Raw genomic sequence first — 25,431 nt, 5'->3', positions numbered from 1 at the left:
GACGCCATCGAACCGCCGGGCAAAACCCGGCGGTTTTTTCATGCCCGCAGCCAGTCCGGGGTCAGGCGGATGTCCCGCGCCCCCGCCAGCGGCAGCAGGCGCTGCAACTCGGCCATCAGCCCGGCCAGCCGCGCCTTGCCCATGCGCTGCCCCGGCTCGGGCCAGAAGGCGCGGACCGCCAGCGCGTTGCCGTCACGCCTGGCATCCAGCCGGCCGATCAGCCGGTCGCCCTGCATCACGGGAAAGACGTAATAGCCGTATTGCCGCCGCGCCACCGGCACGAAGATCTCGATGCGATAGCGAAAGCCGAACAGCCGCTCGGCCCGCGCCCGGTCCCGCAGCGCCGGATCAAAGGGCGACAAGAGCCGCACCCGGCCCGAAGGCTCGGGCAGCGCGGCGACCCGGTCGAGAAGGTCCGGCAGGGCATAGCTGCGCCGGCGCTGGCCGTCGGCAGCCTGGACCTCGATCTCGGCGATGCGGCCTGCCGCCAGGGCCCGGGCGCACCAGGCCTTCGCCTCGTCGGGCGTCGCGATCTGGAAGAACGCGGCCAGCTCGCCCGAGGTCGCGAAGCCCAGCCGCTCCAGCGCCGCCGACAGCGCCCAGTCGAGGATCTCGGCATCGTCGAGCCGCGCCGCCCGCTGCGCCTCGGGGATCACCCGCTCGGCCAGGTCATAGACCTTGCGAAAGCCGCTGCGGTGCCGGATCGCCAGCCGGCCCGAGCGCCACAGGTATTCCAGCGCCGTCTTGGACGGGTGCCAGTCCCACCAGCCGCCCGAGCCGCGCGGCTCGTCCCCGCCCAGGTCCGAAGTCGAGGCCGGGCCGTGATCGGCGATATGGCGCAGCACGCTGTCGAATTCCGCGTCCCAGCCCTCGCGCCGCCATTTCGGCCAGCGGCGCTGCATGTGTGCCTCGTCCCGGGCGAATTTCAGCCGCCACATCGGATAGAAGCGCATCGGGATCACCGCGGCGTCATGGGTCCAGTGCTCGAACGCGGCGCGGTGCCGGGCGATCAGCGATTCCAGTGCCGCCGGCCGATACTGCCCGCGCCGCGACCACAGGATCAGGTCATGCGCCCGCGCCAGCGTGTTGACGCTGTCGACCTGCACGAAGCCCAGCCCGGTCAGCACGCCTTCCAGATCGGCACCGCGCCCCGGCCCGGAGCCGGGCCGCAAGAGCAGGTGGCGGTCCAGGAACAGCCGGCGGGCGTCGCGGTTCGTCAGCAGGGGCAGCGTCATGGCGTCCGTTCGAATGATGCGCGGGGAGGCGACCTTGCGGGGCGCCCGGGCTTGGCCTACATCATGCAGAACAAGGAAAGGATCCGCCATGGCAATGGAAGCCCATGACATCGAAGCCCTGATCCGCGCCGCCTTCCCGCAGGCACAGATCACGATCACCGACCTGGCCGGCGACGGCAACCATTACGCGGCCGAGGTGATCGACGAGAGTTTCCGTGGCCTGAACCGGGTCCAGCAACAACGCGCGGTCTATGCCGCGCTGCAAGGCAAGATGGACGGGCCGAGCGGCGCGCTGCATGCGCTGGCGCTGACCACCAAGGCCCCCGAGTAAATCGCAAGCACGCCGTGCTTCAGCAAGGAACCGCAGATATGACCGACGCACGCCAGCAGATCCAGCAGACCATCGACGGCCATGACGTCGTCCTGTTCATGAAGGGCACCAAGGAAATGCCGCAATGCGGCTTCTCCAGCCGCGTGGCCGGGGTGTTGAACTACATGAACGTCGATTATCGCGACGTGAACGTGCTGGCCGATGCCGACATCCGCCAGGGCATCAAGGATTTCTCGGACTGGCCGACCATCCCGCAGCTTTACGTCAAGGGCGAATTCGTCGGCGGCTGCGACATCATCACCGAGATGACGCTGTCGGGCGAGCTCGACCAGCTGTTCGACAAGGCCGGCGTCGCCTATGACAAGGACGCCGCGAACAAGATCCGCGAAGCGAACGCCTGAGCGCCCCGCCGCAGCGAAAAAGCCCGCCGTCCGGCGGGCTTTTTGATGTTTTCACCAGCGCTCGTCGTCGTCCCAATCGTCCTCGGATCGGCGGCCGCCCAGGCGCGAGGCCAAGGTCATGCCGATCGCGAAGGCGCCGATCAGCGGCACGAAGGGCGCGGCGCGGGACTGGGTCGCACCTTGCGCGACGCGCTCGGCCGCATCGGCCGGCAGGCCCAGCTTGCGCGAGGCGCTTTCGCCCGCCTTGCGCACGGCGCCGACGACGCGGGCCTCGGTCCGGTCCGCGAAGCGGTCGGCGCGATAGGCCAGGGTGTCGGCCACGGAATGCACGCGCTGGCTGGCCCGATCGACCATCTCGCCGGCCTTTTCCGAGGCACGGTCCAGGGTGCGATCCGCAAGCCCGCTGACCTTCTCGACCGCCGCATCGGCGGCAAGGTGCAACTGTTGCTCGATCTCGGCCTTCAGCTCGTCGGTGCTGGGCGTCGGGTGACGCTCCTTGCCGCCGGCCAGCATCAGGATGATCCCGATCAGCAGGAACCCGGTCCCGATCGCCAGCGAGGCCCAGAGCGGACCCCAGTGCAGGTGATAGGCCAGCCAGGTCCAGAGCGCCGCCAGCAGGAACCCCGCCGCCACCAGCAGCGCCACCCCTGCCCCAGCCATCAGCCCGGCACGGCGCAGCTTGTCCGTCAGGGCAAGCTGCAAGTTCCTGGTATAGGCGAACATGGCGGCGCGCTCAGCGACGGGCGATGATCAGGCCCAGCAGGAAGCCGACGCCGGCGGCGATGCCAAGCGCCTGCGCCGGGTTGCGGCGCACCATGGTCGAGACCTCGTCGTAATACTCCTCGGCATGCTCGGCCATCTCGCCGGCACGGCGTTCGCCTTCGCGATACAGGCGGCGGGCTTCGCCGCGGGCGCGGTCGGCATAGTCGTGGCCGCGCTCGCGCGCCGCCTCGACATATTCCTCGCCGCGCTTGCGGGCGGTTTCGACGAATTCCTGGCCCTTTTCCCGCACCGTGTCATAAAGCTCGGCGCCGCGCTCGCGGGCGCTGTCCAGCGCCGCGCCGGCGTCGTCGGCCGCGTTGCGGGCGTGCCGGCCCATGTCGTCGGCGGCGTCGCGGGCATGTTGGCCGAGATCGTCCGTCGCCTTACGGGCTTCGTTCTTCATGTCCTCGGCGGTGGATTGAGGATTGGCCATGGCAATCTCCTTTCACAAGGCTGTATCGGTTTCGCAGACAGAACCGCGACACCCCGCCGATTGTTCCACCGCCGGGCGCGATTTAGGGCGCCTCGGGCAGCACCGCGTCAAAGGCCGGCAGCAGCCGCGCCAAGGTGCCGTCCACGTCCTTGAGCTTGTCGAGTCCGAAAAGCCCGATGCGGAAGCTGCGGAAGCCTTCGCCCTCGCCGACCTGCATGGGCACGCCGGCGGCGATCTGATAGCCCTCGGCCAGGAACTTCCTGCCGTTTTGCACCTCGGGGTCGTCGGTATAGCACACCACCACCCCCGGCGCCGCGAAGCCATCGGCCGCGACCGATCGCAGCCCGCGCCGCGCCAGGTCGGCGCGCACCGCGTCGCCCAGCCGCCATTGCGCCTCGCGCGCCGCTTCGAAGCCCAGGGCCCGGGTCTCGGCCATGGCGTCGCGCAGGCCGATCAGCGCGTCGGTCGGCATGGTGGCGTGATAGGCATGGCCGCCGTCCTCATAGGCCTTCATGATCGCGCGCCATTTCTTCAGGTCCAGCGCGAAGCTGTCGCTGGTCGTCTGATCCAGCCGCTCCAGCGCCCGGGCCGAGAACATCACCATCCCGGCCGAGGGCGAGGCCGACCAGCCCTTCTGCGGGGCCGAGATCAGCACGTCGACGCCGGTCGCGGCCATGTCGACCCAGATCGCGCCCGAGGCGATGCAATCGAGCACCATCAGCGCGCCCACCTCATGCGCGGCATCGGCCAGCGCCTTGATATAATCGTCGGGCAGGATCATCCCCGCCGCCGTCTCGACATGCGGGGCGAAGATCGCCTCGGGCCGGGTCTCGCGGATCCGGGCCACCACCTCGTCGATGGGCGCGGGGGCGAAGGGGGCGCGCGGCTCGTTCCCGGCCGGGCGGGCCATCATCACCGTGGTCCCGCGCGCGAAGCCGCCGGCCTCGAAGATCTGGCTCCAGCGGAAGCTGAAGAAGCCGTTGCGGATGATCAGCGCATGGGCATCGCGGCCGAACTGCCGCGCCACCGATTCCATCGCGCAGGTGCCGCCGCCGGGGACCAGCGCCACCGCGTCGGCGCGATAGACTTCGCGCAGGTTGGCCGAAATCTCGCGCATGGCGGCCTGGAACCGCTGCGACATGTGGTTGAGCGAGCGGTCGGTAAAGACGACCGAGAATTCCTGAAGCCCCTCGGGGTCCACGTCTGGGCGAAGTCCGGGCATGGTCTGTCCTTCATTGCTGATCTGCGGGTCCGACCCTAGCGCGGGGCGCGCGCCCGGGCCAGCCCCGCCATAAGTCGCAGCCTCTTGCCCGCGGCGGGCGGCGCGACTAGCTTTGCACCTGGACAATCAACAGGCCAATCATGCGCATCGGCATCCTGAAATGCGGCCAGTCGCCCGAGGTCATTCGCGGCGAGCTGGGCGATTACGACACCCTGTTCGAGCGGCTGCTCGCGGGGCGCGGCTTCGAATTCACCAGCTATCACGTCGAGGCGATGGCGTTCCCCGCCTCGGTCCATGACGCCGAGGGCTGGCTGCTGACCGGCTCGCGCCACGGCGTCTATGAAGATCACGCCTTCATCCCGCCGCTCGAGGATTTCATCCGCCGCGCCTATGCCGAGCATGTGCCGCTGGTCGGCATCTGCTTCGGCCACCAGATCATTGCCCAGGCGTTGGGCGGCAAGGTCGCCAAGCACCCCGGCGGCTGGGCCATAGGCCCGCAGGACTATGATTTCGACGGCGAGCTGGTGACCATGAACGCCTGGCACCAGGACCAGGTGCAGGAACGGCCGCCGGGCGCGACCGTGCTGGCCGGCAACGATTTCTGCGAGAATGCCGTGCTGGCCTATGACGACCGCGCCCTGACCGTGCAGGCGCATCCCGAATTCGGCGACGATTTCATCCACGGGCTTCTGGACCACCGCGCCAAGGGCGTGGTGCCCGAGCCCTTGCAGGACGCGGCGCGGGCGCGCATGGGCGGGCCGTTGCATTCCGCCGGCATCGCCGACCGCATCGAGCATTTCCTGAAGCAGCCCCGCGCCAGCATGGCCGAAGCCCGCCGAGGTGTCGCATGAGATCGCACTGGATCGACGAGACCCCGCAGGCCGCGCAGGATTACGTCGCCGGCCGCCGGCTGGACGAGGTCGAATGCATCGTCGCCGACATCGCCGGCGTGGCGCGCGGCAAGGCCATGCCGGCCTCGAAATTCGCGCATCAGGAACGGTTCTACCTGCCGAACTCGATCTTTTTGCAGACCATCACCGGGGATTGGGCCGACAATCCCTCGGGCGCCTTCACCGAGCCCGACATGATCCTGATCCCGGATTTCTCCACCGCGACGGCGGCGCCCTGGACGGCGGACGTGACCTTGCAGGTGATCCACGACGTCTCGGACCAGTCCGGCAGGCCGGTGCCCATCGCGCCGCGCAATGTGCTGAAGCGCGTGGTCGAGCTCTACCGCGCCAAGGGCTGGCGGCCGATCGTCGCGCCCGAGATGGAGTTCTTCCTGACCGCGCGCAACATCGACCCGAACCAGCCGATCATGCCGCCCATGGGCCGCTCGGGCCGGCGGGCGGCGGCGAAGCAGGCCTATTCCATGTCGGCGGTGGACGAATACGGCAAGGTCATCGACGACATCTACGACTTCGCCGAGGCGCAGGGTTTCGAGATCGATGGCATCCTGCAGGAAGGCGGTGCCGGCCAGGTCGAGATCAACCTGAACCACGGCGACCCGGTGCATCTGGCCGACCAGATCTTCTATTTCAAGCGGCTGATCCGCGAGGCGGCGCTGCGCCACGACTGTTTCGCCACCTTCATGGCCAAGCCGATCGAGGGCGAGCCGGGCAGCGCCATGCACATCCACCATTCGGTGGTCGGGCTGGCGGATGGCCGCAACATCTTTTCCGACGCGCAGGGCCGCGAGACGCCGGCCTTCCTGCATTTCATCGCCGGGATGCAGAAGCACCTGCCGGCGGCGGTGGCGCTGCTGGCGCCCTATGTCAACAGCTATCGCCGCTATGTCCCTGATTTCGCGGCACCGATCAACCTGGAATGGGGCCGCGACAACCGCACCACCGGGCTGCGCGTGCCGATTTCCGGCCCCGAGGCGCGGCGGCTGGAAAACCGCTTGGCGGGGATGGATTGCAACCCCTATCTGGGTCTCGCCGCCAGCCTCGCCTGCGGCTACCTGGGGCTGTGCGAGCAGGAGAACCCGCGCGCGGAATGCCTGGGCGACGCCTATATGTCCGAGGACGAGCTGCCCTATAACCTGGGCGATGCGCTGGACCTGATGGCCGAGAGCGCGCCGATGCGCGAGGTGCTGGGCTCCGAGTTCGTCGCAGTCTATCAGGCGGTGAAGCGCAACGAATACAAGGAGTTCCTGCAAGTCATCAGCCCGTGGGAGCGTGAGCATCTGCTGCTGAACGTGTGAGATCGGCGCCGGTCGGTTCCGGCCGCGCGCGTCGCATGGGTATTTGTGGAGCAAAGAAGCGCCGGCATGAACCTGCTGTTTTCCAACGACCGGCTGGGGGAATATCCGCCGAGCCTTTACGCCGCGACGCGCACGCCGCTGCCGGCCTTCCCGCAGCAGCGCGGGGAGGCGCGGGCCGATGTGGTCGTGGTCGGCGCGGGCTACACCGGGCTGTCGGCGGCGCTGCATCTGGCCGAGGCGGGCTTCTCGGTCATGGTGCTGGAGGCGCATCGGGTCGGCTTCGGCGCCTCGGGGCGCAACGGCGGGCAGCTCGGCTCGGGGCAGCGGCTGGAGGTCGATGAGCTGGAGCGGCTGGCCGGCGTTCCGGCCGCGCATCGGCTGTGGGGCATGGCCGAGGAGGCCAAGGCGCTGACCCGCGACCTGGCCGCGCGCTCGGGCGTGCCGGTCGCCGATGGCATCGCCCATGCCTTTCGCAAGCCCGGCGAGTTCGAGCATGCCCGCGGCATGATCGAGAAGCTGGCGCGCGACTATGGCTACGCGCGCATCGAGGCGCTGGACCGGGAGGCGTTCCGGGCGCTGGTGCCCTCGGAGGCCTATATCGCCGGTGAGCTGGACCATGGCGCCGGGCATCTCGATCCGCTGGGCCTGGCGCTTGGCATGGCGCGGCTGGCCGATGCGGCCGGAGCGCAGATCCGCGAGCTGAGCCATGTCCATCACATCCGCCACGGCCGGGCGGGCGAGAAGAGCATCGTGCAGACCGGCAAGGGCCGGGTCATCTGCGACCATGTCATCCTGGCCGCGAACGGCTATCTCGGCCATCTGGACATGCGGATCGCCGCGCGGGTGATGCCGATCAACAATTTCATCGTCGCGACCGAGCCCTTGGGCGCGCGCGCGGCCGAGGTGCTGACCCGGCCCATCGGCGTGCATGACACGAAATTCGTGGTGAATTACTGGCGGCTTGATCCCGAGGGTCGGCTGATCTTTGGCGGCGGCGAGAATGTCAGCTATCGCTTCCCGAAGGACATCGCCGCCAAGGTGCGAAAGCCGCTGCTGGAGATCTATCCCGGGCTGGCCGATGTGCGGCTGACCCATGCCTGGGGCGGCACGCTGGCGATCACCATGAACCGGATGCCCTGCTTCGCCCGGCCGGCGCCGAACTGCCTGTCCGCCAGCGGCTATTCCGGGCACGGGCTGGCGCTGGCGACGCTGGCCGGCAAGCTGATGGCGCAGGCGGTGGCGGGTCAGGCGCAGGGTTTCGACACCATGGCCGCCCTACCCTCACGCCCCTTTCCCGGGGGTGGCGCCCTGCGCTGGCCGCTGCTGGTCGCCGGCATGGGCTGGTATTCCCTGCGCGACCGGCTGGGTTTTTGAGGGCTGGGCCCTTGCGGCCAGCTCCGCGGCGCGGCGGGCCTTGGCGCGGGCGATGCGCTCGGCCATCTGCTTTTCGCGGTGGCGGTGATAGGCCTTGATGACCGGCACCGTCAGGTAATGGATGGCGATGCAGATCGGCAGGCCCTCGATCACGCCGCCGACCATATAGGGCGTGAAGATCTGTTCGTTGAATTGCAGAAGCTGGTCCCAATGCGCGACGCGGTCCGTCACCGGCGCCAGCAGGTTGTTCCACAGCTCGCTGCCGGCGCGGGTGAATTCCTCGAAGATCAGGTGCGGGGTGAACTTGCCCTCGACCCCCAGAATCCAGCGGCCGAGCCCGGTCGCGGTCAGCGCCACGAAGGGCGTGGTCAGCGGGTTGCCGACGAAGGTGCCCAAAAGCGCCGCCAGGATATTGCCGCGGATGATCCAGGCGATCAGCGCCGCGCCCATCAGGTGAAAGCCGAAGAAGGGCGTGAACGAGACGAAGATGCCCGCCGCCCAGCCCCGCGCCACGCGATGCGGCCGGTCGGGCAGCCGCCGCAGCCGGTGCAGCACGTATTTAGACGCCCGTTTCCAGCCCGAGCGGGGATAGAACATCTCGGTCCACATCTGAGCGTAGCTCAGCGGTTTCCTGCGCTTGAACATGGCCGCGCCCTCAGGCCAGATGCGCCGAGGGGTCGCGGATGCGCGAGACCTGGGCCACGTCGCTTTCCGCCTCGAGCGCGGTCAGCAGCGCGTGCAGATGCTCGCGGCCGCGCAGCTCGACCTCGACCCGCAGGCGATAGAAATCCGGCTTGCGGTCGATGAATTCCAGGTCCGAGATATTGGCGCCCTGGGCGCCGATCAGCGTGCAGATCCGGCCCAGAACGCCCGCGTCGTGGCGGATGGTCAGCGACAGCATGGTCGAATAGGCGGCCGGGTGCTGCCCCTCGCGCCAATGCAGGTCGACCCAGCGTTCCGGGCTGTCCTCGAATTCGGCCAGCACCGGGCAGTCGATGGCATGGATCACCACGCCCTTGCCGCGATAGGTGATGCCGACGATGCGCTCGCCCGGCAGCGGGTTGCAGCAGGGCGCGCGGGTGAATTCCTGGTCGGCCTCGAGCCCGGCGACGGCGCGGCGGGCGTCGATCTCGCTGCGGGCCGAGGCGAGCTCGGGGTAAAGCGTCGAGAGCACGTCATGGGCCGAGATCTCGGCGCTGCCGATCCGGGCCAGCAGCTCGTCGGTATCGGGCAGCGCCATGGTGCGCGCGGCGGTGCGCAGCGCCTTGTCGCTGACCTTGCGGCCGACATGCTCGAAGGCCACCCGCACCAGTTCCGAGCCGAGGCGGATGAAGCGCGTCCGATCCTCTTGCCGCAGGCTGCGGCGGATGGCGGCCTTGGCGCGGCCGGTGACCACGATGTCGAGCCAGGTCGCCTGCGGGCGCTGGCCCGAGGCGGCGATGATCTCGACCGACTGGCCATTCTTCAGCCGCGTCCACAGCGGCACGCGGATGCCGTCCACCTTGGCGCCGACGCAGGAATTGCCCAGCCGCGTGTGGATGGCATAGGCGAAATCCAGCGGCGTCGCCCCTTTCGGCAGCGGGATCACGTCGCCCTTGGGCGAGAAGCAGAACACCTGGTCGGAATACATCTCGAGCTTCACATGCTCGAGGAATTCGTCGTGGTCCTCTTCGCCGAAACGCTCGGTCAGGCTGGCGATCCATTCGCCCGGATCGACGGCAAAGGGGTTCTCGGTGCGGGCGCCGTCGCGATAGGCCCAATGCGCCGCCACGCCCGATTCCGCGACCTCGTGCATCTGCCGGGTGCGGATCTGCACCTCGACCCGCTTGCCGTCGCGGCCCGACACCGTGGTGTGGATCGAGCGATAGCCGTTGGCCTTGGGCTGGCTGATATAGTCCTTGAACCGCCCCGGCACGGCGCGCCAGCGATGGTGGATCACGCCCAGCGTGCGATAGCAGTCCGGCTCGGTCCGGGTGATGATGCGAAAGCCGTAGATGTCCGACAGGCGCGAGAAGGACAGCTGCTTTTCCTGCATCTTGCGCCAGATGCTGAACGGGCGCTTGGCGCGGCCATAGACATCGGCCTCGATTCCCTCGCGCTCCAGTTCGGCGCGGATGTCGGCGGTGATCTTGGGGATCACGTCGCCGGATTCGCGTTGCAGGCTGACGAAGCGGCGGATGATCGAATTGCGCGCCTCGGGGTTGATGACCTTGAAGGCAAGGTCCTCAAGCTCTTCGCGCATCCATTGCATGCCCATCCGGCCGGCCAGCGGCGCGAAGATGTCCATGGTCTCGCGCGCCTTCTGCTGCTGCTTGTCGGGGCGCATGGACTTGATGGTGCGCATATTGTGCAGCCGGTCGGCCAGCTTGACCAGGATCACGCGAAGATCGCGCGACATCGCCATGAAAAGCTTGCGGAAATTCTCGGCCTGCTTGCTATGCGCGCCGCTGAGCTGCAGGTTGGTCAGCTTGGTGACGCCATCGACCAGGTCGGCGATCTCGCGGCCGAACATCTGCGCCACCTCGGTCCAGGTCGAGCGCGTGTCCTCGATCGTGTCGTGCAGAAGCGCGGTGACGATGGTGGCATCGTCCAGCCGCATCTCGGTCAGGATGGCGGCGACGGCGACGGGATGGGTGAAATAGGCCTCGCCCGAGTGGCGGAACTGGCCCTCGTGCATGCGACGCCCGTATTCATAGGCGTCGCGGATCAACTCGGCATTGGTGCGCGGGTTGTAGTTGCGAATGAGCGCGATCAGGTCTTCGACGTCGATCATGTTCAGCCGAAGACCTTATGTTCAGTTCCTGCCTTGCGCGTCCAGCATCATGCGCAGCATGCGCTCCTCCGACTCTTCGTCGGCGGGTTTCGGGCGGTCGATCTCGGCGCCCAGCAGCAGCGCCATCGCATCCTCTTCCGGCTCGTCGACCTCGATCTGGGTCTGGCTGGATTCGATCATGCGCTCGCGCAGCTCATCGACGGGCTGGGTCTCGTCGGCGATCTCGCGCAGCGAGACCACGGGATTCTTGTCATTGTCGCGGTCGACGGTCAGCGGGCTGCCCGCGGCGATTTCACGCGCACGATGGGCGGCCAGCATCACCAGGTCAAAGCGGTTCGGAACCTTGTCGACGCAATCTTCGACTGTCACGCGGGCCATCGGTCACCTTATCAGCTGGAATCGGGGTGCAGGGCGAAGCCGGATAAATGGCGTCGCACCCCGGAAATGTCAAGCGGTCAGGGGCTTCATACCCGCCAGCGCACCCGCTGGCAAGGCCGCCAGCATCTGCGCCACCGTCAGCCCCAGGCGCGGATGGCGCCAGTCCGGCGCGATCTCGGCCAGCGGCGCCAGCACGAAGCCGCGGTCCTGCATCCGGGGATGCGGCAGGATCAATTCGGGCGGCGCATGCCGCGGCTGTTCCTCGGGCGGCAGGCCGCGCCAGTGATCCTGGGTCGCGGCATCGGGCAGCACCAGCCCGTCCAGCGCCAGCAGGTCCAGGTCCAGGCCGCGCGCCTGCCAACGCGCGCCTTCGCGGGTGCGGCCGAATTCTGCCTCAATTTCGTGCAATATCCCCAGAAGCCGGGCCGGCGGCAGGTCGCAGGTGAGCGAAACCGCTCCGTTCACGTAATCGGGACCGGAACCGGCCGGAAAAGCCGGGGTGATCCAGAAACGGCTGATTGCACATGGCTGGACCTGGGGTATTTTCAGCAGCTTATCCAGCGCGAATCGGATTGTTTCCGCCGGGACACCTGCCGAACTAGGCAGGTTTGCACCCAGCGCCACCAAGGCTAGTTTCGCGTTCTGGTTTGGGTTTCGGGACATCTTGGGGGAATCGTGTTTTACAAGGATGATCGGCTGGCGTTGTTTATCGACGGGTCGAACCTTTACGCCGCGGCAAAATCGCTGGGCTTCGACATCGACTACAAGCTGCTGCGGCAGGAATTCGAGCGGCGCGGCAAGCTGATCCGCGCCTATTACTACACGGCCCTACTGGAAAACGAGGATTATTCACCGATCCGCCCGCTGGTCGACTGGCTGCATTACAACGGCTATTCCATGGTGACGAAGCCTGCCCGCGAATACACCGATGCGCTTGGCCGCCGCAAGGTCAAGGGCAACATGGACGTCGAGCTGGTGATCAACGCCATGGAACTGGCGCCGCGGCTGGACCATGCGGTGCTGTTTTCCGGCGACGGCGACTTCCGCCCGCTGGTCGAGGCGTTGCAGCGCCAGGGCGTGCGGGTCTCGGTGGTCTCGACCATGCGCTCGCAGCCGCCGATGATCGCGGACGAGCTGCGCCGCCAGGCCGACAATTTCATCGAGCTGGACGCGCTGCGCGACATCATCGGCCGGCCGCCACGCGAAGCTGCACCGGCGCAGGACGCCTGAGCCCGGAGACCCGGGATCGGGCGTGCCTAGCGCTCGGTCAGCTTCAGCTCGATGCGGCGGTTCTGGGCCCGGGCCTCGGGCGTGTCGCCCTGGGCCACCGGCCGCGTATCGGCAAAGCCCGCCGGCAGCAGCCGGTCGGCCGGAAAGCCCAGATCGTCCACCATGTAGCGCACCACGGCCAGCGCCCGCGCCTGACTGAGTTCCCGGTTGTCGCGATAGCGCCCCTGCCCCGACAGGGGCTGGCTGTCGGTATGGCCGTCAACGCGGATGATCCAGTCGATCTCGGGCGGGATCTCGGCCGAGATCTGCTTCAGAAGATCGCTGACCCGGGCGATCTGCGCCCGACCCTCGGCCGAGAGCGTCGCCTCGCCGGCCGGGAACAGCACCTCCGAGGAAAAGGCGAAACGGTCGCCGACGACGCGCACGCCCTCGCGGCCCTCCAGGATCTGCGACAGCCGGCCGAAGAATTCCGAGCGATAGCGCGCCAGGTCCTTGGCCTCGGCCTCGGCCTTGCTGCGGGCCTCCGCCTCCAGCGCGCGGCGCTTCTTCTCCTCCTCGGCGGCGCGCAGCAGCGCCAGGTTCAGCTGCTGGCCCAGGTCCTCGACCTTCAGATCGGCGGCCTTGCGCTCCTCGCCAGCCGCATCCAGCACCGCGCGCAGGCTGCCAAGCTGGTCGTTCAGTTGCAGCACCTGCTGGTTCAGCAGCGCCAGCCGGCGCTGATCCTCGGTCGAAAGCGCCTCTTGCTGCGAGAGCTTCTGCTGCGCCACGGCCAGCAGCGCGGCCTGCTTTTCGGCCTCGGTCGCCCGAGCCTGCGCCTGGTCGCCCAGATCCTTCTTCGCGGCCTCGGCGGCGGCGAGCAGGGTCAGCGTGTCCTCGGCCTGCTTGCGGGCGGCTTCCAGTTCCATCGTCATGGCGGTCAGCTCGGCATCGGATTGCGCGAGCTTGTCCTGCAGGGCTTTGGCCGCCTCGGCATCGGCGGTGCGGGCAGCCTGGGTCCGGGTCAGTTCCTGCGCCGCATCCACGTTGCGGCGGCGCAGGTCGGCCACCAGCGCCTCCAGCGCCTCGCGCCGGGCGGCCGCCAGCCGCGCCGCCTCGGTCTGTTCGTCGATCCTGCCCTGCGCCTCGGCCAACTGGCCGCGCGTGGCGCCCAGGTCGCGGTCCAGCCCCTCGGCCCGGCTTTGCGAGGTCGAGAGCGCCGCCGTCAGCTGCGCCAGCTGCGCGCCCAGCTGATCCAGCTCGCTGTCCTGGGTGGTGATCTGGTCGCGCAGCACCGATTGCACCAAGAGGAAGATGGTCAGCACGAACATCATGACCATCAGCAGCGCGGTCATGGCATCGACGAATCCCGGCCAGATCGTGGCCGAGAACCGGTTGCCGCCGCCCCGGCTAAGCCCCATCGCCACGCTCCAGGTTGCGGATGGCGCGGGTCAGCGCCGCCATGTCCTCGCGCAGCTCCGAGATCAGCCCGTCGCGGCCGCTGGCGGCTTCCTCGACCAGCCGGCCCAGCTGCACGTCGATCGAGCGCAGCCGCATCCGCGCCTCGGGATCGTCGCCCGAGGGCGCACGCGCCGGCGCCTGTTCCAGGATGCGGTCCTGCCCCTCGGCCAGCCGTTCCAGCGCCCGGATCAGCAAGCCGTTGTCGGGCGCCGGGCGCTCGGACAGGGCGGCGAGGCGGGTCAGCGTCTCGGTCAGCGCCGGATCGCGTGCCGGCGTCTCGGCCAGCGCCGCCAGCCGCTCCTGGCCCGCCGCCAGCCGCTCCAGCGCCTGCGGCAGCGCGTCAAAGGCAGGCTGGCCGGCCAGCAGACGCGCCTGCCCCTCGGCCAGCCGGTCCAGTGCAGCCAGCAGCCCGGTATCCTGGCGCGGCGCGGCGGCAAGCCCCGCCAGCCCCTGCTCGACCCCGGACAGCGCCCGCGCCGTCGCCTCGCGCTCGGCGGCGAGGGTTGCGCCCAGGCGGTCGCGATCCTCGCCCAGAAGCACCGCCAGCTGCTCGACACCCTGCGCCAGGGCCAGCGCGCGCTGGTCGGCGGCCGCGGCCTCCTGGTCGCGCAATTCGTCGCGCTGCGCATAGAATTCCTGCAAGCCGGCCAGCTGCGCCTCGACCCGTTCGGCGAAATCGACCAGCGCCGCCTCGCCCAGGCCATGCCCCTCGCCGCCCAGGCCGACGCGGGTAAAGCCCGACATCCATTCTTCCAGCTCGCGATAGAAGCGGTTCTGGCCATGGGTGACGAACAGTTCCAGCAAGCCCACGACCAGCGAGCCGGCCAGGCCCAGGAGCGAGCTGGAAAAGGCCGTGGCCATGCCGCCCAGCTGCGATTCGAGCCCGGTCATCAGCTTGTTGAAGACCTCGATCCCGGTTTCGCCATCCTTGGGCGCCAGCGCCCGGATGGTGTCCACCACAGCCGGCACCGTGGTCGCCAACCCATAGAACGTGCCCAGAAGGCCCAGGAAGATCAGCAGGTTGGCAAGGTAGCGCGTGATGTCGCGCGCCTCGTCGATCCGCGTCGCGACCGATTCCAGGATCGAGCGCGACGATTCGGTCGAGATCACGCCCCCGACCGGCCCGCGCTGGCCCAAGAGCGCCGAAAGCGGCGCCAGCAGGCGCGGCGCCTGGTCGGCATCGGCGGGCTCGGCCGTGCTGACGCCGCGACCGGCGGCATTGCGGCGCCGGGCGGCGAATCGCTCGATCCAGCTGACCGACTTCACCAGCTCGGCCACCTGCCAGAAGCAGCCCAGCACCCCCATCACGAAAACGGCGAGGATCAACCCGTTCAGCGCCTCGTTCGAGGAAAAGATGCGCAGGATGCGGCCATAGGCGAACCAGGCCCCGGCCACGACCAGCGCCAGCGCGATCAGCATCAGCACGATCTGGCGCACGGGTTGCGAGAATTGCGGCTGGCTCGGGCCGGTCAGCCCCGGCTCGCCCCGGCGCGTGGCCGCAAGGCGGGCGGCGCGGGTCTTGCGGCCTTCGGCGGCAGCTTGCGGCGGCGGATCGGCGTCGGACGGGGACAAGCGGCAACTCCATTCCCTGCTTCGTGGGCGACTGTAGTGGCCGGATCGCCCGCTGCCAAGCGATGCGGCGGGGCGCCGCCGGTCAATCCGGCTTTGGTCGCACCAGCAGCCGGACGCGGCGCGCCAGCTCGTCCATCTCCAGGTCCTCGACGCCCATCTCGGCCAGGTGCATGGCGGTGTTGAACAGATAGTCGGCGTTCGGGCCGCGGCCGCCATGGGCGCGGGCGATGATCTCGGCCTGCTGGGCCATGTCCAGATGCGCCCAATACTGGTCGTGGTCGCGGCGGATGACATAGGCGACGGCCTCGACCCGGCGCCCATCGGCCAGCAGCAGCGGCAGCTGCAACTCGGCATAGGCCTCGGTGGTCAGCTCGCGCTCGCGCAGCCCGGCCAGCGTGTTCGGCCAGTCGGCATCCTCCACCCGCAGCGCCAGCCCCACGCAATGCGCCTGCGCGTCGATGTCCAGCCCCAGGACCAGCCCCGGCGCCTCGACCGTGCCGCGATAGACCACCGAGCGCAGGCAGAAGCGGCGGGCAAAGCCCTCGACCCGCGCCTGCACCGTTTCGGCCACCGCAAAGCCGGGATCCCACATCAGCGAGCCATAGGCAAAGACCCAATGCTCTGGCCGCTCACCCATTCCTGACCCCACCCCGCTTTGCTTTCGCTTGCGAAAAACTTAGGACAGCATGGCCGCCGATCCAAGACGGCTCGACCGAGACGAGGAAACCCATGCGCCGATTGCTTCTGTGGCTGACCGTGCTTGCCCTGGCTCTGGGCGGCTTGTGGCTGGGGGCCGAGGGGTTGCTGGTGCGCGAGCTGCGCCGAAGCGCGGCCGAGACCCCGGGCGTCGGGATCGGCACCCTGCACGAGCTGCGCCGGCCCGGCCGCATCGGCGTCTCGGCCGTCGCCGTCGAGCTGGAGACGCCCTCGGGCCGGCTGGCGCTGCCGCAGGCCCAGGCCTGGGTCAGTCCGCTGCACCCGACCGAGCTGCGGCTGGATCTGCCGCCGCAGGCGATGCTGGACGCCGGCACCGGGCCGATGGCGCTGGGTCTGACCGATGCCGAGGCCGGCCTCGGCGTGCGCCCGCTGGCCGGCGCCGAATTCCGCAGCGTCTTCGCCCGCTCCGGCCCGCTGACGCTGCAGGGCGCGCCGCTGGCGCAGGGCTTTGAGGCCCGGGCCCGGCTGGCCGACGACGGCGGCTATGACGTCGCGCTGTCGCTGCACGACCTGGCGCCCGAGGCGCTGTCGAACCCCCTGCCCCTGCCCGGCACACTGAGCCTCGAGGCGACCGGCCGGCTGTGGCTCGACCGACCGCCCTCGCCGCAGACGCTGACGCCCGAGACCATGCCGCTGCCCACCGGGCTGCGGCTCGACGGGTCCGAGTTGCGGCTGGGCAAGCTCGGCGCCCGCATCCTGGGCGAGGTCCGTGCCGATGCCCAGGGCCGGGCGCAGGGGCTGCTCGCGGTCTATACGCCCGACGCGCGGCCGATGCTGGACGCGGCGGCGGCGGCCGGGCTGATCCCGCAAAAGGTGGTGATGCTGGCCGGCGCCATGCTGAAGAACATCTCGGAACTGCCGCTGCCCGAGGGCGCGGATTTCCCGGCCCCGGCTGCGGGTGAGTTGCGCCTGCCCCTGGTCCTGGCCGGCGGCAAGGTCAGCCTTGGCCCGGTCACGCTGGGCCCGGCGCCGCTGTTCCCGCGCCGCTAGGCGTCCTTGGCGGGCGTCTGGCTGCGGCCGAAGTCGGGCGCCGCGGTGTCCTGCCCGGCCTCGATGATGCCGCGCCGGATCGCCCGGGTGCGGGTGAAATAGTCGTGCAGATGCGCGCCGTCGCCCATGCGGATGGCGCGCTGCAGGACGAACAGCTCCTCGGTGAAGCGCCCGAGGATGTCCAGTACCGCGTCCTTGTTCTGCAGGAAGACGTCGCGCCACATCGTCGGGTCCGAGGCCGCGATCCGGGTGAAATCCCGAAAGCCGGCGGCGGAATACTTGATGATCTCGCTTTCCGTCACCCGCTTCAGGTGATCGGCGACGCCGACCATGGTATAGGCGATCAGGTGCGGCGTGTGGCTGGTCACCGCCAGCACCAGGTCGTGATGCATGGCGTCCATCTCTTCGACATTGGCGCCCATGGCCCGGACCAGCCCAGCGAGCCGCGCCACCGCCTCGGGGTCGCTGCCCTCGACCGGGGTCAGCAGCCACCAGCGGTTGCGAAACAGGCTGGCAAAGCCCGAGCGCGGCCCGGAATGCTCGGTGCCGGCCAGCGGGTGGCCGGGCACGAAATGCACGCCCTCGGGGATATGCGGCGCCACCGCCTCGACCACGGCGCGCTTGACCGAGCCCACGTCGGTCATTGTCGCGCCGGGCTTGAGGAAGGGCGCGATCTCGGCCGCGACCGCGCCCATGGCGCCGACCGGCACCGCCAGCACGACCAGATCAGCGCCCTCGGCGGCCTCGGCCGCGGTCTCGACCACGCGGTCCACCAACCCGATCTCGCGCGCGGTGGCCCGGGTCTCGGGGCTGCGGGCATAGCCGACGATCTCGGCCGCCAGCCCGGCCTCGCGCATGGCCAGCGACATCGAGCCGGCAATCAGCCCCAGCCCGATCAGGGCGACGCGATCATAGATCCGACCCATCAGCGTCGCTCCGCCCGTTCGGCCATGAACTGGCCGATGACATGGGCGACGCGCCGGCACGAGGCCTCGTCGCCCACGGTAATGCGCAGGCAGTTCGGCAGGCCATAGCCGCCGACCCGGCGCACGATCAGCCCCTGGGCCTTCAGATAGTCGTCGCAGGCCTCGGCCACGGCCTGGTCCTCGAACCGGGCCAGGATGAAATTGGCGCAGGACGTGTCCGAGGGCACGCCCTTCTCGGCCAGGGCCTCGGCCAGCCAGGCGCGCATGCGGGCGTTCTCGGCCTGACAGCGGGCGATATGCTCGCGGTCGCGCACGGCGGCCTCGGCGGCATCGAGCGCGGCCGAGGACAGGTTGAACGGCCCCCGGATGCGGTTCAGCACGTCGATGATCTCGCGCGATCCGTAACCCCAGCCGATGCGCAAGCCGCCAAGGCCGTAGATCTTGGAAAAGGTCCGGGTCATGAACACGTTCGGCAGCCGGGTCGCGAGCTCGGCCCCGCCGTCGTAATCCTCGACATATTCGGCATAGGCGGCATCGACCACTACGATGGCCTGCGGCAGGGCACGGGCCAGCCGCTCGATCTCGGGCAGGCCGACCATGGTGCCGGTGGGATTGTTCGGATTGGCCAGGAACACCAGCCGCGTGTGCGCGCTCGCCCCGGCGATCAGCGCATCGATATCGGTGACGCGATCACGCTCGCGCACGGCGACCGGCGTCGCCCCTGCGGCATGGGCGCTGATGCGATACATCAGGAAGCCGTGCTCGGTGAACAGCACCTCGGTCCCCGGCCCGGCATAGGCCTGGCACAGGAAATGGATGATCTCGTCGGAACCCACGCCGCAGATGATGCGCTCGGGGTCCAGCCCATGCACCTCGCCGATGGCGGCGCGCAGGCTGGCATGATCGGTATTCGGATAGCGATGCAGGGCATGCGCCGCCCGCACCACGGCCTCGCGCGCCTTTTCGGACGGGCCGAACGGGTTCTCGTTCGAGGACAGTTTCACCACGTTCTCGACCCCGGCCACCTTGGCGGCCCCGCCCTGGTAGAGCGCGATCTCCATGATCCCGGGTTGCGGAGCGATGATGGTCTGGTTCTGCGACATGACGGGCCTCTTGCAAGCCCGGCCCTCTTACCGCCCGGCGCCCGCCTTGGAAAGGCTCGACCACCGGCAGGCTTCTTTGCTCTGCAAATACCCATGCGGCGGCGCGGCCGGAAACCCCCCGCGCGCGTTTTCACCGTTTTCCAAATACTCCGGCAAGGGTGCCTATTGGCCCGCCAGCGCCTTTTCCAGCTCCGGCAGGAAACGCGCGGTGTAATCCTCGCGCACCAGCGGCCCGGCATGGCGATAAAGGATGCGGCCGGCGCCATCGACGATGAAGGTCTCGGGCGGTGCGGTCACGCCCCAGTCGATCGCCACCCGGCCGCGCGGATCGGCCGCCAGGGCATGAAACGGATCGCCGTGTTCGGACAGAAAGCCCGAGGCCGCGGCCTCGGGGTCCTTCAGGTCGACGCCATAGACCGGCAGGCGCTTGGAAAGCTCGGTCAGGGTCGGGTGCTCGGCCCGGCAGGGCGGGCACCAGCTGGCCCAGAAATTCACCAGCTTCACGCCCGGCTGGCGCAGCATCGCATCGGTCAGCTGCACCTTGCCGGGCAGCGTCTGGTCCCCCACCGCCGGCGCCTCGCGCCCGACGAAGGCCGAGGGCACCGCCTCGGGGTCGGGCCGCATCAGCGCCCAGCCGGCCAGGCCGGCGAAACCCAGGAACACCGCCACCGGCAGCACCATCAGGGGCGAGACCTTAGCCACGGCGTTCATGCTCCTGCAATTCGCGGCGGGCACGGGCATTGGCCAGCACGCTCTGGACGATGACGCCCACCAGCAGCGCCAGGCTGATGCCATAGGCGGCCAGCACGGTCCCGGCATATTTGCCCAGCTCGATCATGCGCGCATCTCCCTTGCCAGCAGCGCGGCCAGGCGGCGGCGGCGGATCTCGGTCCGGGTACGGACCAGCAAAAGCGCCAGGAACAAAAGGAAAAAACCCAGCATCGACAGGTACAGCGGGTATTTGTAGACCGCGGACATCCGCTCGCCCGGCGCCAAGGACAGCGAGGCGCCCTGGTGCAGGCCCTGGTTCCAGAAATTCACCGCATAGCGCGACAGCAGCGCGAAGACCGAGCCGACAAGGCACAGCACGCCGGTCAGGTCGGCGGCGCTGTCGGGATTCTCGACCGCTGCCCAAAGCGCGATATAGCCGAGATAGAACAGGAACAGGATCAGGAACGAGGTCAGCCGCGGATCCCATTCCCACCAGGTGCCCCACATCGGCTGACCCCAGATCGCCCCGGTGATCAGCGCGATCAGCGTCATCACCGCGCCGACCGGCGCCGCCGCCTTGGCGGCCAGCGCGCTGACATGGTGGCGCCGGACCAGCCAGATCAGCGAGGTGACCAGCATCATCAGCCAGATATTGATCGCCATCAGCGCCGCCGGCACATGCAGGAAGATGATCTTGACCGTGGCGCCCTGCTTGTAGTCCTGCGGCGTCAGGAAGCCCCAGACCAGCCCCGAGACGGTGCAAAGCGCCGCCCCTGCCACCGCATAGGGCAGGATCGCGCCCGAGGTGCGCATGAACTTGACGGGGTTGGCATATTCCCAGATCGACATGGCTTCTCCCTAGCCCGTGCCCGCATTTCGCTCAAGTGCGCTTCGGTCGCAGCCCGGGCCCGATCACCGCAGATTGACCCGCAGCGCCGCCGCGGCCGCGAAGGGCACCAGCGCCAGCACGCCGAGCGTGACTCCGGCCAGGAAGATCAGCGCCGGCAGCGGATCGCCGCCCGCGGCGCCGCGCCGCACCGCCTCGGCGCCGAAGATCAGCGTCGGCACGTAAAGCGGCAACACCAGGAGCGACATCAGCAGGCCGCCGCGGCGCAGCCCGACCGTCACCGCCGCGCCGAAGGCGCCCAGCATCGACAGCGCCGGCGTGCCGATCAGCAGCGAGACCACCAGCCAAGGATAGGCCGGCCCGGGTAGGTGCAGAAGCAGCGCGAAGACCGGCGCCGCCAGGGCCAGCGGCAGGCCGGTCACCAGCCAATGCGCGCAGGCCTTGGCCGCGACCGCACCCTCCAGCGGCAGCGGCGCGGTGGCGAGCAGGTCGAGGCTGCCGTCCTCGAAATCCAGCGCGAAGATGCGGTCGAGCGACAAGAGGCACGAGAGCAGCGCGCCCACCCACAGGATGCCCGGCGCGATGCGCGCAAGCGTGCCGCCCTCGGGGCCGACGCCAAAGGGCACCAGCGTGCAGGTAATCAGGAAGAACGCCAGCGCCAGGCCGAAGCCGCCGCCGGCGCGGGTCGCCAGACGCAGGTCGCGCAAGAGCAGCGCCTTCATGCGAAAGCCTCGTTGAAGCCGGCCGGGCGGGTGTCGCGCCGCGCCGGCCCGGCGCGGAACGGGGTCAGGTCCAGGGCCACGGCCTCGGGCAGGCCCAGGTCGATATGGGTGGCGATCAGCGCCGCGCCGCCCTGCCCCAGATGGGCGCGCAGCATGGCCGCGAACAGCGCCACCGAATCACGGTCCAGCGATACCGTGGGCTCGTCCAGAAGCCAGACCGGCCGGCCGGTGACCATCAGCCGCGCCAGCCCCAGCCGGCGCTTCTGCCCGGCCGACAGCGCATGCGCCGGCCGCGCCGCCAGGTCGCGCAGGTTCATCGCCGCCAGCGCCGGGGCAATGTCGCGCCGACCAAAGACCTCGGCCCAGAACGCCAGGTTCTCGGTCACGCTCAGCGCCGGCTTCAGCCCGTCGGCATGGCCGGCATAGGCCATGGTCTCGGGCGCGGCCTCGACCGTGCCGGCCACGGCCGGCTGCAACCCGGCCAGCGTGCGCAGAAGCGTGGTCTTGCCGATGCCGTTCGGGCCGCGCAGCACCAGCACCTGCCCGGGTTCGACGGCGAAGGACAGGTTCTCGACGGCGCGCAGCCCGCCCCGCGCCACGGCAAGCTCGCGGACGGCGAGCAGGCTCATAGCGGGATCAGCGCGCAGGCGACGCGCCGGCCCTCGGCCAGCGTCACGTTGTAGCTGCGCGCGGCCGAGGGCGAGCTCATCGGCTCGGCCATGACCCCCGCCGCCTCGAGCGCCTGGGTCAGCGCGCGCGGCGGAAAGGCGATCTCGGCCCCCATGCCCAGGAACAGCACGTCGACCGAACCGGCCAGCGCCAGCAGCGCCGCGGCGTCCTCGAGCCCGCCCCAGGGCCGCACGCCCTCGGGCGTGACGATGACGGCGCCGCGATGCACCGTGCCGCCGACCCGGAAAAAGCCGGGGCCGTAGCCGTCCACCGGCACGGCCCCCGAAAATTCGGTCGGTGTCATCACCGCCATCAGGGCGCGTCCCGGAAGGCGGCCGGGATGTCCTCGCCCGGGGCCTGTTCCTTCTTCGCGCCGGGCTTGGTCCAGTCGCGCTTGACGCCCAGCCACAGCACGATGTTCTTGGCGACATAGACCGTGGAATAGGCGCCGACGAAGACGCCCCAGAGCATGGCGAAGACGAAGCCGCGGATCACGTCGCCGCCGAAGATCATCATCGCGCCAAGCGCCAGCGCCGTGGTCACCGCCGTCATCACCGTGCGCGACAGCGTCTCGTTGACGGTCAGGTTCATCACGTCGATCAGCGGCATGGACTTGAACTTGATCAGGTTCTCGCGCAGCCGGTCAAAGACCACGACCGTGTCGTTGACCGAATAGCCCAGCGTGGTCAGCAGCGCCGCGATGGTGGTCAGGTCGAACTTCAGCTGGAACAGCGAGAAGATGCCGACCGTCAGCAGCACGTCATGCACGATCGAGACCACGGCCCCCAGCGCGAACTGCCATTCGAAACGCAGCCAGATATAGGCCATGATCGCAAGGGTCGCCGCGCCCACGGCGTAGAATGCCGTCTTGATGAGCTCACCCGAGACCTTGGGCCCGACCGATTCCACCGCGGCGAAGCGGACCTGCGGATCGACGGTCTTCAGCGCCGCCTCGACCTGGTTCAGCTGTTCGGGCGTGACCGAGCCGGTGGCGTCGGTGGTGCCGATGCGGATCATCGCGACATGCTTCTCGGTGCCGAAGCTCGGGTCGAAGACCTCGGTGATGGCGATCTCGCCCAGGTCGAGCTCGTCGAGCGCCTGGCGATAGTCGCCGACCTCGAAGGCGGTGCTGCTTTCGGTGCGGATGGTGGTGCCGCCCTTGAAGTCGATGCCGAAGTTCAGCCCCATGACCAGCACGACGACCAGCGAGGCCACCATGGCCACGGCCGAAATGCCGAAGGTCAGCCACTGCCAGCGGAAGAAGTTGAAGTTCGTGACTTCGGGGACCAGTTTCAGACGGAATGCCATGTTTCTGCCCCCTTACAGAACCAGTTGCTTCGGTTTGCGCCATTCCAGCCAGAACAGGATCATCAGCCGCGTCAGGTAGATCGCGGTAAAGACCGAGGTCACCAGCCCGATGGTCAGCGTCACGGCAAAGCCCTTGACCGGGCCGGAGCCCAGGAAGAACATGACCATGGCCGCGATGAACGAGGTGACGTTGGCGTCGATGATCGCCGACATCGCCTCGCCGAAGCCGTCGTCGATGGCCTTCACGATGCGCTTGCCGGCGCGCAATTCCTCGCGGACGCGTTCGTAGATGATGACGTTGGCGTCCACGGCCGTGCCGACGGTCAGCACGATGCCGGCGATGCCGGGCAGCGTCAGCGTGGCGCCCATCATCGACATGACCGCCAGGATCAGGATGACGTTGATGATGACCGCGACCGAGGCGAAGACCCCGAACAGCCCGTAGCTCGCGACCATATAGGCCACCACCGCGGCCGTCGCGATGACCGAGCTCAGCCGGCCGGCGTCGATCGAATCCTGGCCCAGTTCCGGGCCGATGGTGCGCTCTTCCAGGAAGCTCATCTTCGCGGGCAAGGCGCCCGCGCGCAGCAGCACGGCAAGCCGGGTCGAGGCATCGACGTCCATCGAGCCCGAGATCTGACCCGAGCCGGTGGTGATCGCCTGCCGGATCACCGGCGCCGAGATCACGTGGTTGTCCAGCACGATGGCGAAGGGCTGGCCGATATTGGCCGAGGTATAGGCCCCGAAGCGCTTGGCGCCCGAGGGGCCGAAGCGGAAATCGACCGCCGGCTGGCCGTTCTGGTCGAAGCTGGGCTGGGCGTTGGTCAGATCCTCGCCGCTGACGACGGGGCTGTCCTCGATGACGTAGAACACCCCCGGCTCGTCCATCGAGGGCAGCAGCACGTTGCCGGGCCCGGGCCGGGCATTGGCATCGGCGGTGCGGCTGACCACCGGGTTGAAGGTCAGCTTGGCGGTGGTGCCGATCAGCTGCTTCAGTTCCTCGGCCGAGCCGATGCCGGGCACCTGGATCAGGATGCGGTCCTTGCCCTGGCGGGCGATGGTCGGCTCGCGCGTGCCGACCTCGTCGATGCGGCGCCGGATGATCTCCAGCGACTGCTGCACGGTGCGGTCGTCGGTCGCGGCCCTTTCGGCATCCGACAGCTGCACGATCAGCCGGTTGCCCTGGGCCGAGACGGCGATGTCGCTCTGCCCGGCGCCGGTCAGCGAGGTGACGGGGGTGGCGAGGCCGCGGGCGATCTCGACCGCCTTGGCCATCTGGTCGGCATTGCCGATCTCGACCGCAAGCTGGCCGTCCTCGGCCTGCACGCGGCGCACGGCGCCGACCACGTCGCGTTGCGCGACCAGCGCATCGCGCAGTTCCGGCCAGATGCCGTCCATGCGCGCCTTGTAGACGTCCTGGACATGCACCTCGCCCAGCAGGTGGGCACCGCCGCGCAGGTCGAGACCGAGGTTGACCAGACCCGAGGGCAGGATGCCCGGCCAGCCGGCCCGGGCTTGGGCCTCCTCGGGGCTTTCGAACCCGTTGCGTTCGGCGGCGGCGATGGCGTCGTTATGCTGCTCGACCCGGTTGTAGAACAGGTTCGGGGCGGCATAGAGCAGACCGACGGCGACCAGGCCGAGGATCAGCAGACGCTTCCAGAAGGGGATGTCCAGCATGGCGGTGCTTGCGGCCTTCAGCTGTTGGCGGCGGCGGGCTGGGTGCGGTTCACCAGCCCGGTCACGGTCGAGCGGATGACGCGGACCTTGACGCCCGGCGCGATCTCGACCTCGAGCTCGGTGTCGCGCACGGCGGTGACCTTGCCGACCAGACCGCCCTGGGTCACGACTTCGTCACCCTTCTTCAGCGCCTCGACCATGGCGCGATGTTCCTTCATGCGCTTCTGCTGCGGGCGGATCATCAGGAAATACATGATGACGAAGATCAGGATCAGCGGCGCGAAAGAGGCGATGCTGGCACCGGCAGAAGGGGCGCCGGCGGCTTGGGCGAATGCGGGGGTCACGAACATCGAGTCTTTCCTGTCCTGAGTTCTCCGGGCGCTCCCCCGGCGGAATTGGCGCGCACC

At 69.1% G+C, this 25,431-nt stretch carries 29 protein-coding genes; 7 read left to right on the top strand and 22 right to left on the bottom strand.

Annotated elements, in window-relative coordinates; translation table 11 throughout:
- Positions 1-38: 38 nt before the first annotated feature.
- Positions 39-1,235: a winged helix-turn-helix domain-containing protein gene (locus E3D03_RS12435; protein WP_263567212.1), complete on the bottom strand. Its 1,197-nt coding sequence runs from the start codon at positions 1,233-1,235 to the stop codon at positions 39-41.
- An 88-nt stretch (positions 1,236-1,323) separates the two neighbouring features.
- On the opposite strand from E3D03_RS12435, the gene E3D03_RS12430 reads away from it, so the two are divergent.
- Positions 1,324-1,566: a BolA/IbaG family iron-sulfur metabolism protein gene (locus tag E3D03_RS12430; protein WP_062560848.1), complete on the top strand. Its 243-nt coding sequence runs from the start codon at positions 1,324-1,326 to the stop codon at positions 1,564-1,566.
- Positions 1,567-1,604: 38 nt separating this feature from the next.
- Positions 1,605-1,967 carry a Grx4 family monothiol glutaredoxin gene (gene grxD / locus E3D03_RS12425; protein ID WP_062560849.1) on the top strand — a complete coding sequence of 121 codons (363 nt, stop codon included), beginning with the start codon at positions 1,605-1,607 and terminating at the stop codon, positions 1,965-1,967.
- 51 nt (positions 1,968-2,018) lie between these two features.
- On the opposite strand, the gene E3D03_RS12420 is transcribed toward grxD, so the two are convergent.
- The 3 genes from E3D03_RS12420 to E3D03_RS12410 all read right to left on the bottom strand — a co-directional run bounded on the left by E3D03_RS12420 (position 2,019) and on the right by E3D03_RS12410 (position 4,384).
- The gene (locus E3D03_RS12420; RefSeq protein WP_062560850.1) at positions 2,019-2,690 is read right to left on the bottom strand and encodes a phage holin family protein; all 672 of its coding nucleotides are present in this window, start codon (positions 2,688-2,690) and stop codon (positions 2,019-2,021) included.
- A gap of 10 nt (positions 2,691-2,700) precedes the next feature.
- Positions 2,701-3,162, bottom strand: a complete 462-nt coding sequence (locus tag E3D03_RS12415) for a YqjD family protein (protein ID WP_263567211.1) — start codon at positions 3,160-3,162, stop codon at positions 2,701-2,703.
- Positions 3,163-3,244: 82 nt separating this feature from the next.
- Positions 3,245-4,384, bottom strand: a complete 1,140-nt coding sequence (locus E3D03_RS12410; protein WP_263567210.1) for an aminotransferase class V-fold PLP-dependent enzyme — start codon at positions 4,382-4,384, stop codon at positions 3,245-3,247.
- Positions 4,385-4,524: 140 nt separating this feature from the next.
- On the opposite strand from E3D03_RS12410, the gene E3D03_RS12405 reads away from it, so the two are divergent.
- The 3 genes from E3D03_RS12405 (at position 4,525) to E3D03_RS12395 (ending at position 7,964) form a co-directional block, all read left to right on the top strand.
- On the top strand, positions 4,525-5,235 hold the full coding sequence (locus tag E3D03_RS12405) for a type 1 glutamine amidotransferase (protein ID WP_263567209.1): 711 nt from the start codon (positions 4,525-4,527) through the stop codon (positions 5,233-5,235).
- Complete coding sequence (locus E3D03_RS12400) at positions 5,232-6,590, top strand: glutamine synthetase family protein (protein ID WP_062560854.1); 1,359 nt, start codon at positions 5,232-5,234, stop codon at positions 6,588-6,590. The genes E3D03_RS12405 and E3D03_RS12400 overlap by 4 nt, the downstream gene beginning before the upstream one ends.
- A gap of 66 nt (positions 6,591-6,656) precedes the next feature.
- Positions 6,657-7,964, top strand: a complete 1,308-nt coding sequence (locus tag E3D03_RS12395) for an NAD(P)/FAD-dependent oxidoreductase (RefSeq protein WP_263567208.1) — start codon at positions 6,657-6,659, stop codon at positions 7,962-7,964.
- On the opposite strand, the gene E3D03_RS12390 is transcribed toward E3D03_RS12395, so the two are convergent.
- From E3D03_RS12390 to folK, 4 genes are all read right to left on the bottom strand, one after another.
- Positions 7,872-8,609 (bottom strand): DUF2062 domain-containing protein, encoded by a 738-nt coding sequence (locus tag E3D03_RS12390; RefSeq protein WP_263567207.1) that lies wholly within the window; start codon positions 8,607-8,609, stop codon positions 7,872-7,874. The genes E3D03_RS12395 and E3D03_RS12390 overlap by 93 nt on opposite strands.
- Positions 8,610-8,619: 10 nt before the next feature.
- Positions 8,620-10,737, bottom strand: coding sequence for a RelA/SpoT family protein (locus tag E3D03_RS12385; RefSeq protein WP_263567206.1), 2,118 nt, complete (start codon positions 10,735-10,737; stop codon positions 8,620-8,622).
- Between the two features lie 21 nt (positions 10,738-10,758).
- Entirely contained in the window at positions 10,759-11,115 is a 357-nt protein-coding gene (gene rpoZ, locus E3D03_RS12380; protein ID WP_018000477.1) for a DNA-directed RNA polymerase subunit omega, read from the bottom strand.
- 69 nt (positions 11,116-11,184) lie between these two features.
- Positions 11,185-11,778, bottom strand: a complete 594-nt coding sequence (folK, locus tag E3D03_RS12375) for a 2-amino-4-hydroxy-6-hydroxymethyldihydropteridine diphosphokinase (RefSeq protein ID WP_263567205.1) — start codon at positions 11,776-11,778, stop codon at positions 11,185-11,187.
- Between the two features lie 12 nt (positions 11,779-11,790).
- Between folK and E3D03_RS12370 the strand changes: the two genes are divergently transcribed.
- Positions 11,791-12,345, top strand: a complete 555-nt coding sequence (locus tag E3D03_RS12370; protein WP_018000475.1) for an NYN domain-containing protein — start codon at positions 11,791-11,793, stop codon at positions 12,343-12,345.
- Between the two features lie 26 nt (positions 12,346-12,371).
- Here the strand turns inward: E3D03_RS12370 and E3D03_RS12365 are convergent, their stop codons facing one another.
- The 3 genes from E3D03_RS12365 to E3D03_RS12355 form a co-directional block, all read right to left on the bottom strand.
- Positions 12,372-13,742, bottom strand: coding sequence for a peptidoglycan -binding protein (locus E3D03_RS12365; protein ID WP_263567204.1), 1,371 nt, complete (start codon positions 13,740-13,742; stop codon positions 12,372-12,374).
- Positions 13,732-15,354, bottom strand: coding sequence for a hypothetical protein (locus tag E3D03_RS12360; RefSeq protein ID WP_263567203.1), 1,623 nt, complete (start codon positions 15,352-15,354; stop codon positions 13,732-13,734). Before E3D03_RS12360 ends, E3D03_RS12365 begins: the two co-directional genes overlap by 11 nt.
- An 82-nt stretch (positions 15,355-15,436) precedes the next feature.
- Positions 15,437-15,991 carry a gamma-glutamylcyclotransferase gene (locus E3D03_RS12355; RefSeq protein ID WP_062560860.1) on the bottom strand — a complete coding sequence of 185 codons (555 nt, stop codon included), beginning with the start codon at positions 15,989-15,991 and terminating at the stop codon, positions 15,437-15,439.
- A gap of 92 nt (positions 15,992-16,083) precedes the next feature.
- Here E3D03_RS12355 and E3D03_RS12350 point away from each other — a divergent pair, with 92 nt between their 5' ends.
- Positions 16,084-17,061 (top strand): DUF2125 domain-containing protein, encoded by a 978-nt coding sequence (locus E3D03_RS12350; RefSeq protein ID WP_263567202.1) that lies wholly within the window; start codon positions 16,084-16,086, stop codon positions 17,059-17,061.
- On the opposite strand, the gene E3D03_RS12345 is transcribed toward E3D03_RS12350, so the two are convergent.
- The 11 genes from E3D03_RS12345 to yajC form a co-directional block, all read right to left on the bottom strand.
- Positions 17,058-17,987, bottom strand: a complete 930-nt coding sequence (locus E3D03_RS12345; protein ID WP_263567201.1) for a prephenate/arogenate dehydrogenase family protein — start codon at positions 17,985-17,987, stop codon at positions 17,058-17,060. The genes E3D03_RS12350 and E3D03_RS12345 overlap by 4 nt on opposite strands.
- Positions 17,987-19,090 (bottom strand): histidinol-phosphate transaminase, encoded by a 1,104-nt coding sequence (gene hisC / locus E3D03_RS12340; protein WP_263567200.1) that lies wholly within the window; start codon positions 19,088-19,090, stop codon positions 17,987-17,989. The genes E3D03_RS12345 and hisC overlap by 1 nt, the downstream gene beginning before the upstream one ends.
- Before the next feature lie 162 nt (positions 19,091-19,252).
- On the bottom strand, positions 19,253-19,771 hold the full coding sequence (locus tag E3D03_RS12335; RefSeq protein WP_062562228.1) for a DsbE family thiol:disulfide interchange protein: 519 nt from the start codon (positions 19,769-19,771) through the stop codon (positions 19,253-19,255).
- Positions 19,772-19,784: 13 nt separating this feature from the next.
- Complete coding sequence (gene ccmD / locus E3D03_RS12330) at positions 19,785-19,928, bottom strand: heme exporter protein CcmD (protein WP_062560864.1); 144 nt, start codon at positions 19,926-19,928, stop codon at positions 19,785-19,787.
- Entirely contained in the window at positions 19,925-20,650 is a 726-nt protein-coding gene (locus E3D03_RS12325; protein ID WP_062560865.1) for a heme ABC transporter permease, read from the bottom strand. The genes ccmD and E3D03_RS12325 overlap by 4 nt, the downstream gene beginning before the upstream one ends.
- A gap of 63 nt (positions 20,651-20,713) precedes the next feature.
- Positions 20,714-21,370: a heme exporter protein CcmB gene (gene ccmB, locus E3D03_RS12320; protein WP_062560866.1), complete on the bottom strand. Its 657-nt coding sequence runs from the start codon at positions 21,368-21,370 to the stop codon at positions 20,714-20,716.
- Entirely contained in the window at positions 21,367-21,999 is a 633-nt protein-coding gene (gene ccmA / locus E3D03_RS12315) for a heme ABC exporter ATP-binding protein CcmA (protein ID WP_062560867.1), read from the bottom strand. The genes ccmB and ccmA overlap by 4 nt, the downstream gene beginning before the upstream one ends.
- Positions 21,996-22,352 carry an Mth938-like domain-containing protein gene (locus tag E3D03_RS12310; RefSeq protein WP_062560868.1) on the bottom strand — a complete coding sequence of 119 codons (357 nt, stop codon included), beginning with the start codon at positions 22,350-22,352 and terminating at the stop codon, positions 21,996-21,998. Before E3D03_RS12310 ends, ccmA begins: the two co-directional genes overlap by 4 nt.
- Complete coding sequence (secF, locus tag E3D03_RS12305; RefSeq protein ID WP_062560869.1) at positions 22,352-23,347, bottom strand: protein translocase subunit SecF; 996 nt, start codon at positions 23,345-23,347, stop codon at positions 22,352-22,354. Before secF ends, E3D03_RS12310 begins: the two co-directional genes overlap by 1 nt.
- 12 nt (positions 23,348-23,359) lie before the next feature.
- Complete coding sequence (secD, locus tag E3D03_RS12300) at positions 23,360-25,024, bottom strand: protein translocase subunit SecD (RefSeq protein ID WP_263567199.1); 1,665 nt, start codon at positions 25,022-25,024, stop codon at positions 23,360-23,362.
- A gap of 17 nt (positions 25,025-25,041) precedes the next feature.
- The gene (gene yajC, locus E3D03_RS12295; protein WP_062560871.1) at positions 25,042-25,374 is read right to left on the bottom strand and encodes a preprotein translocase subunit YajC; all 333 of its coding nucleotides are present in this window, start codon (positions 25,372-25,374) and stop codon (positions 25,042-25,044) included.
- Positions 25,375-25,431 lie beyond the last annotated feature (57 nt).

The organism is Paracoccus sp. DMF (assembly GCF_004407025.1).
In the GTDB taxonomy this organism is placed as follows: Bacteria; Pseudomonadota; Alphaproteobacteria; order Rhodobacterales; family Rhodobacteraceae; genus Paracoccus; species Paracoccus aminovorans_B.
Note: the sequence above shows the minus strand (reverse complement) of the source record. Positions and strands in the feature narration are given on the sequence as shown.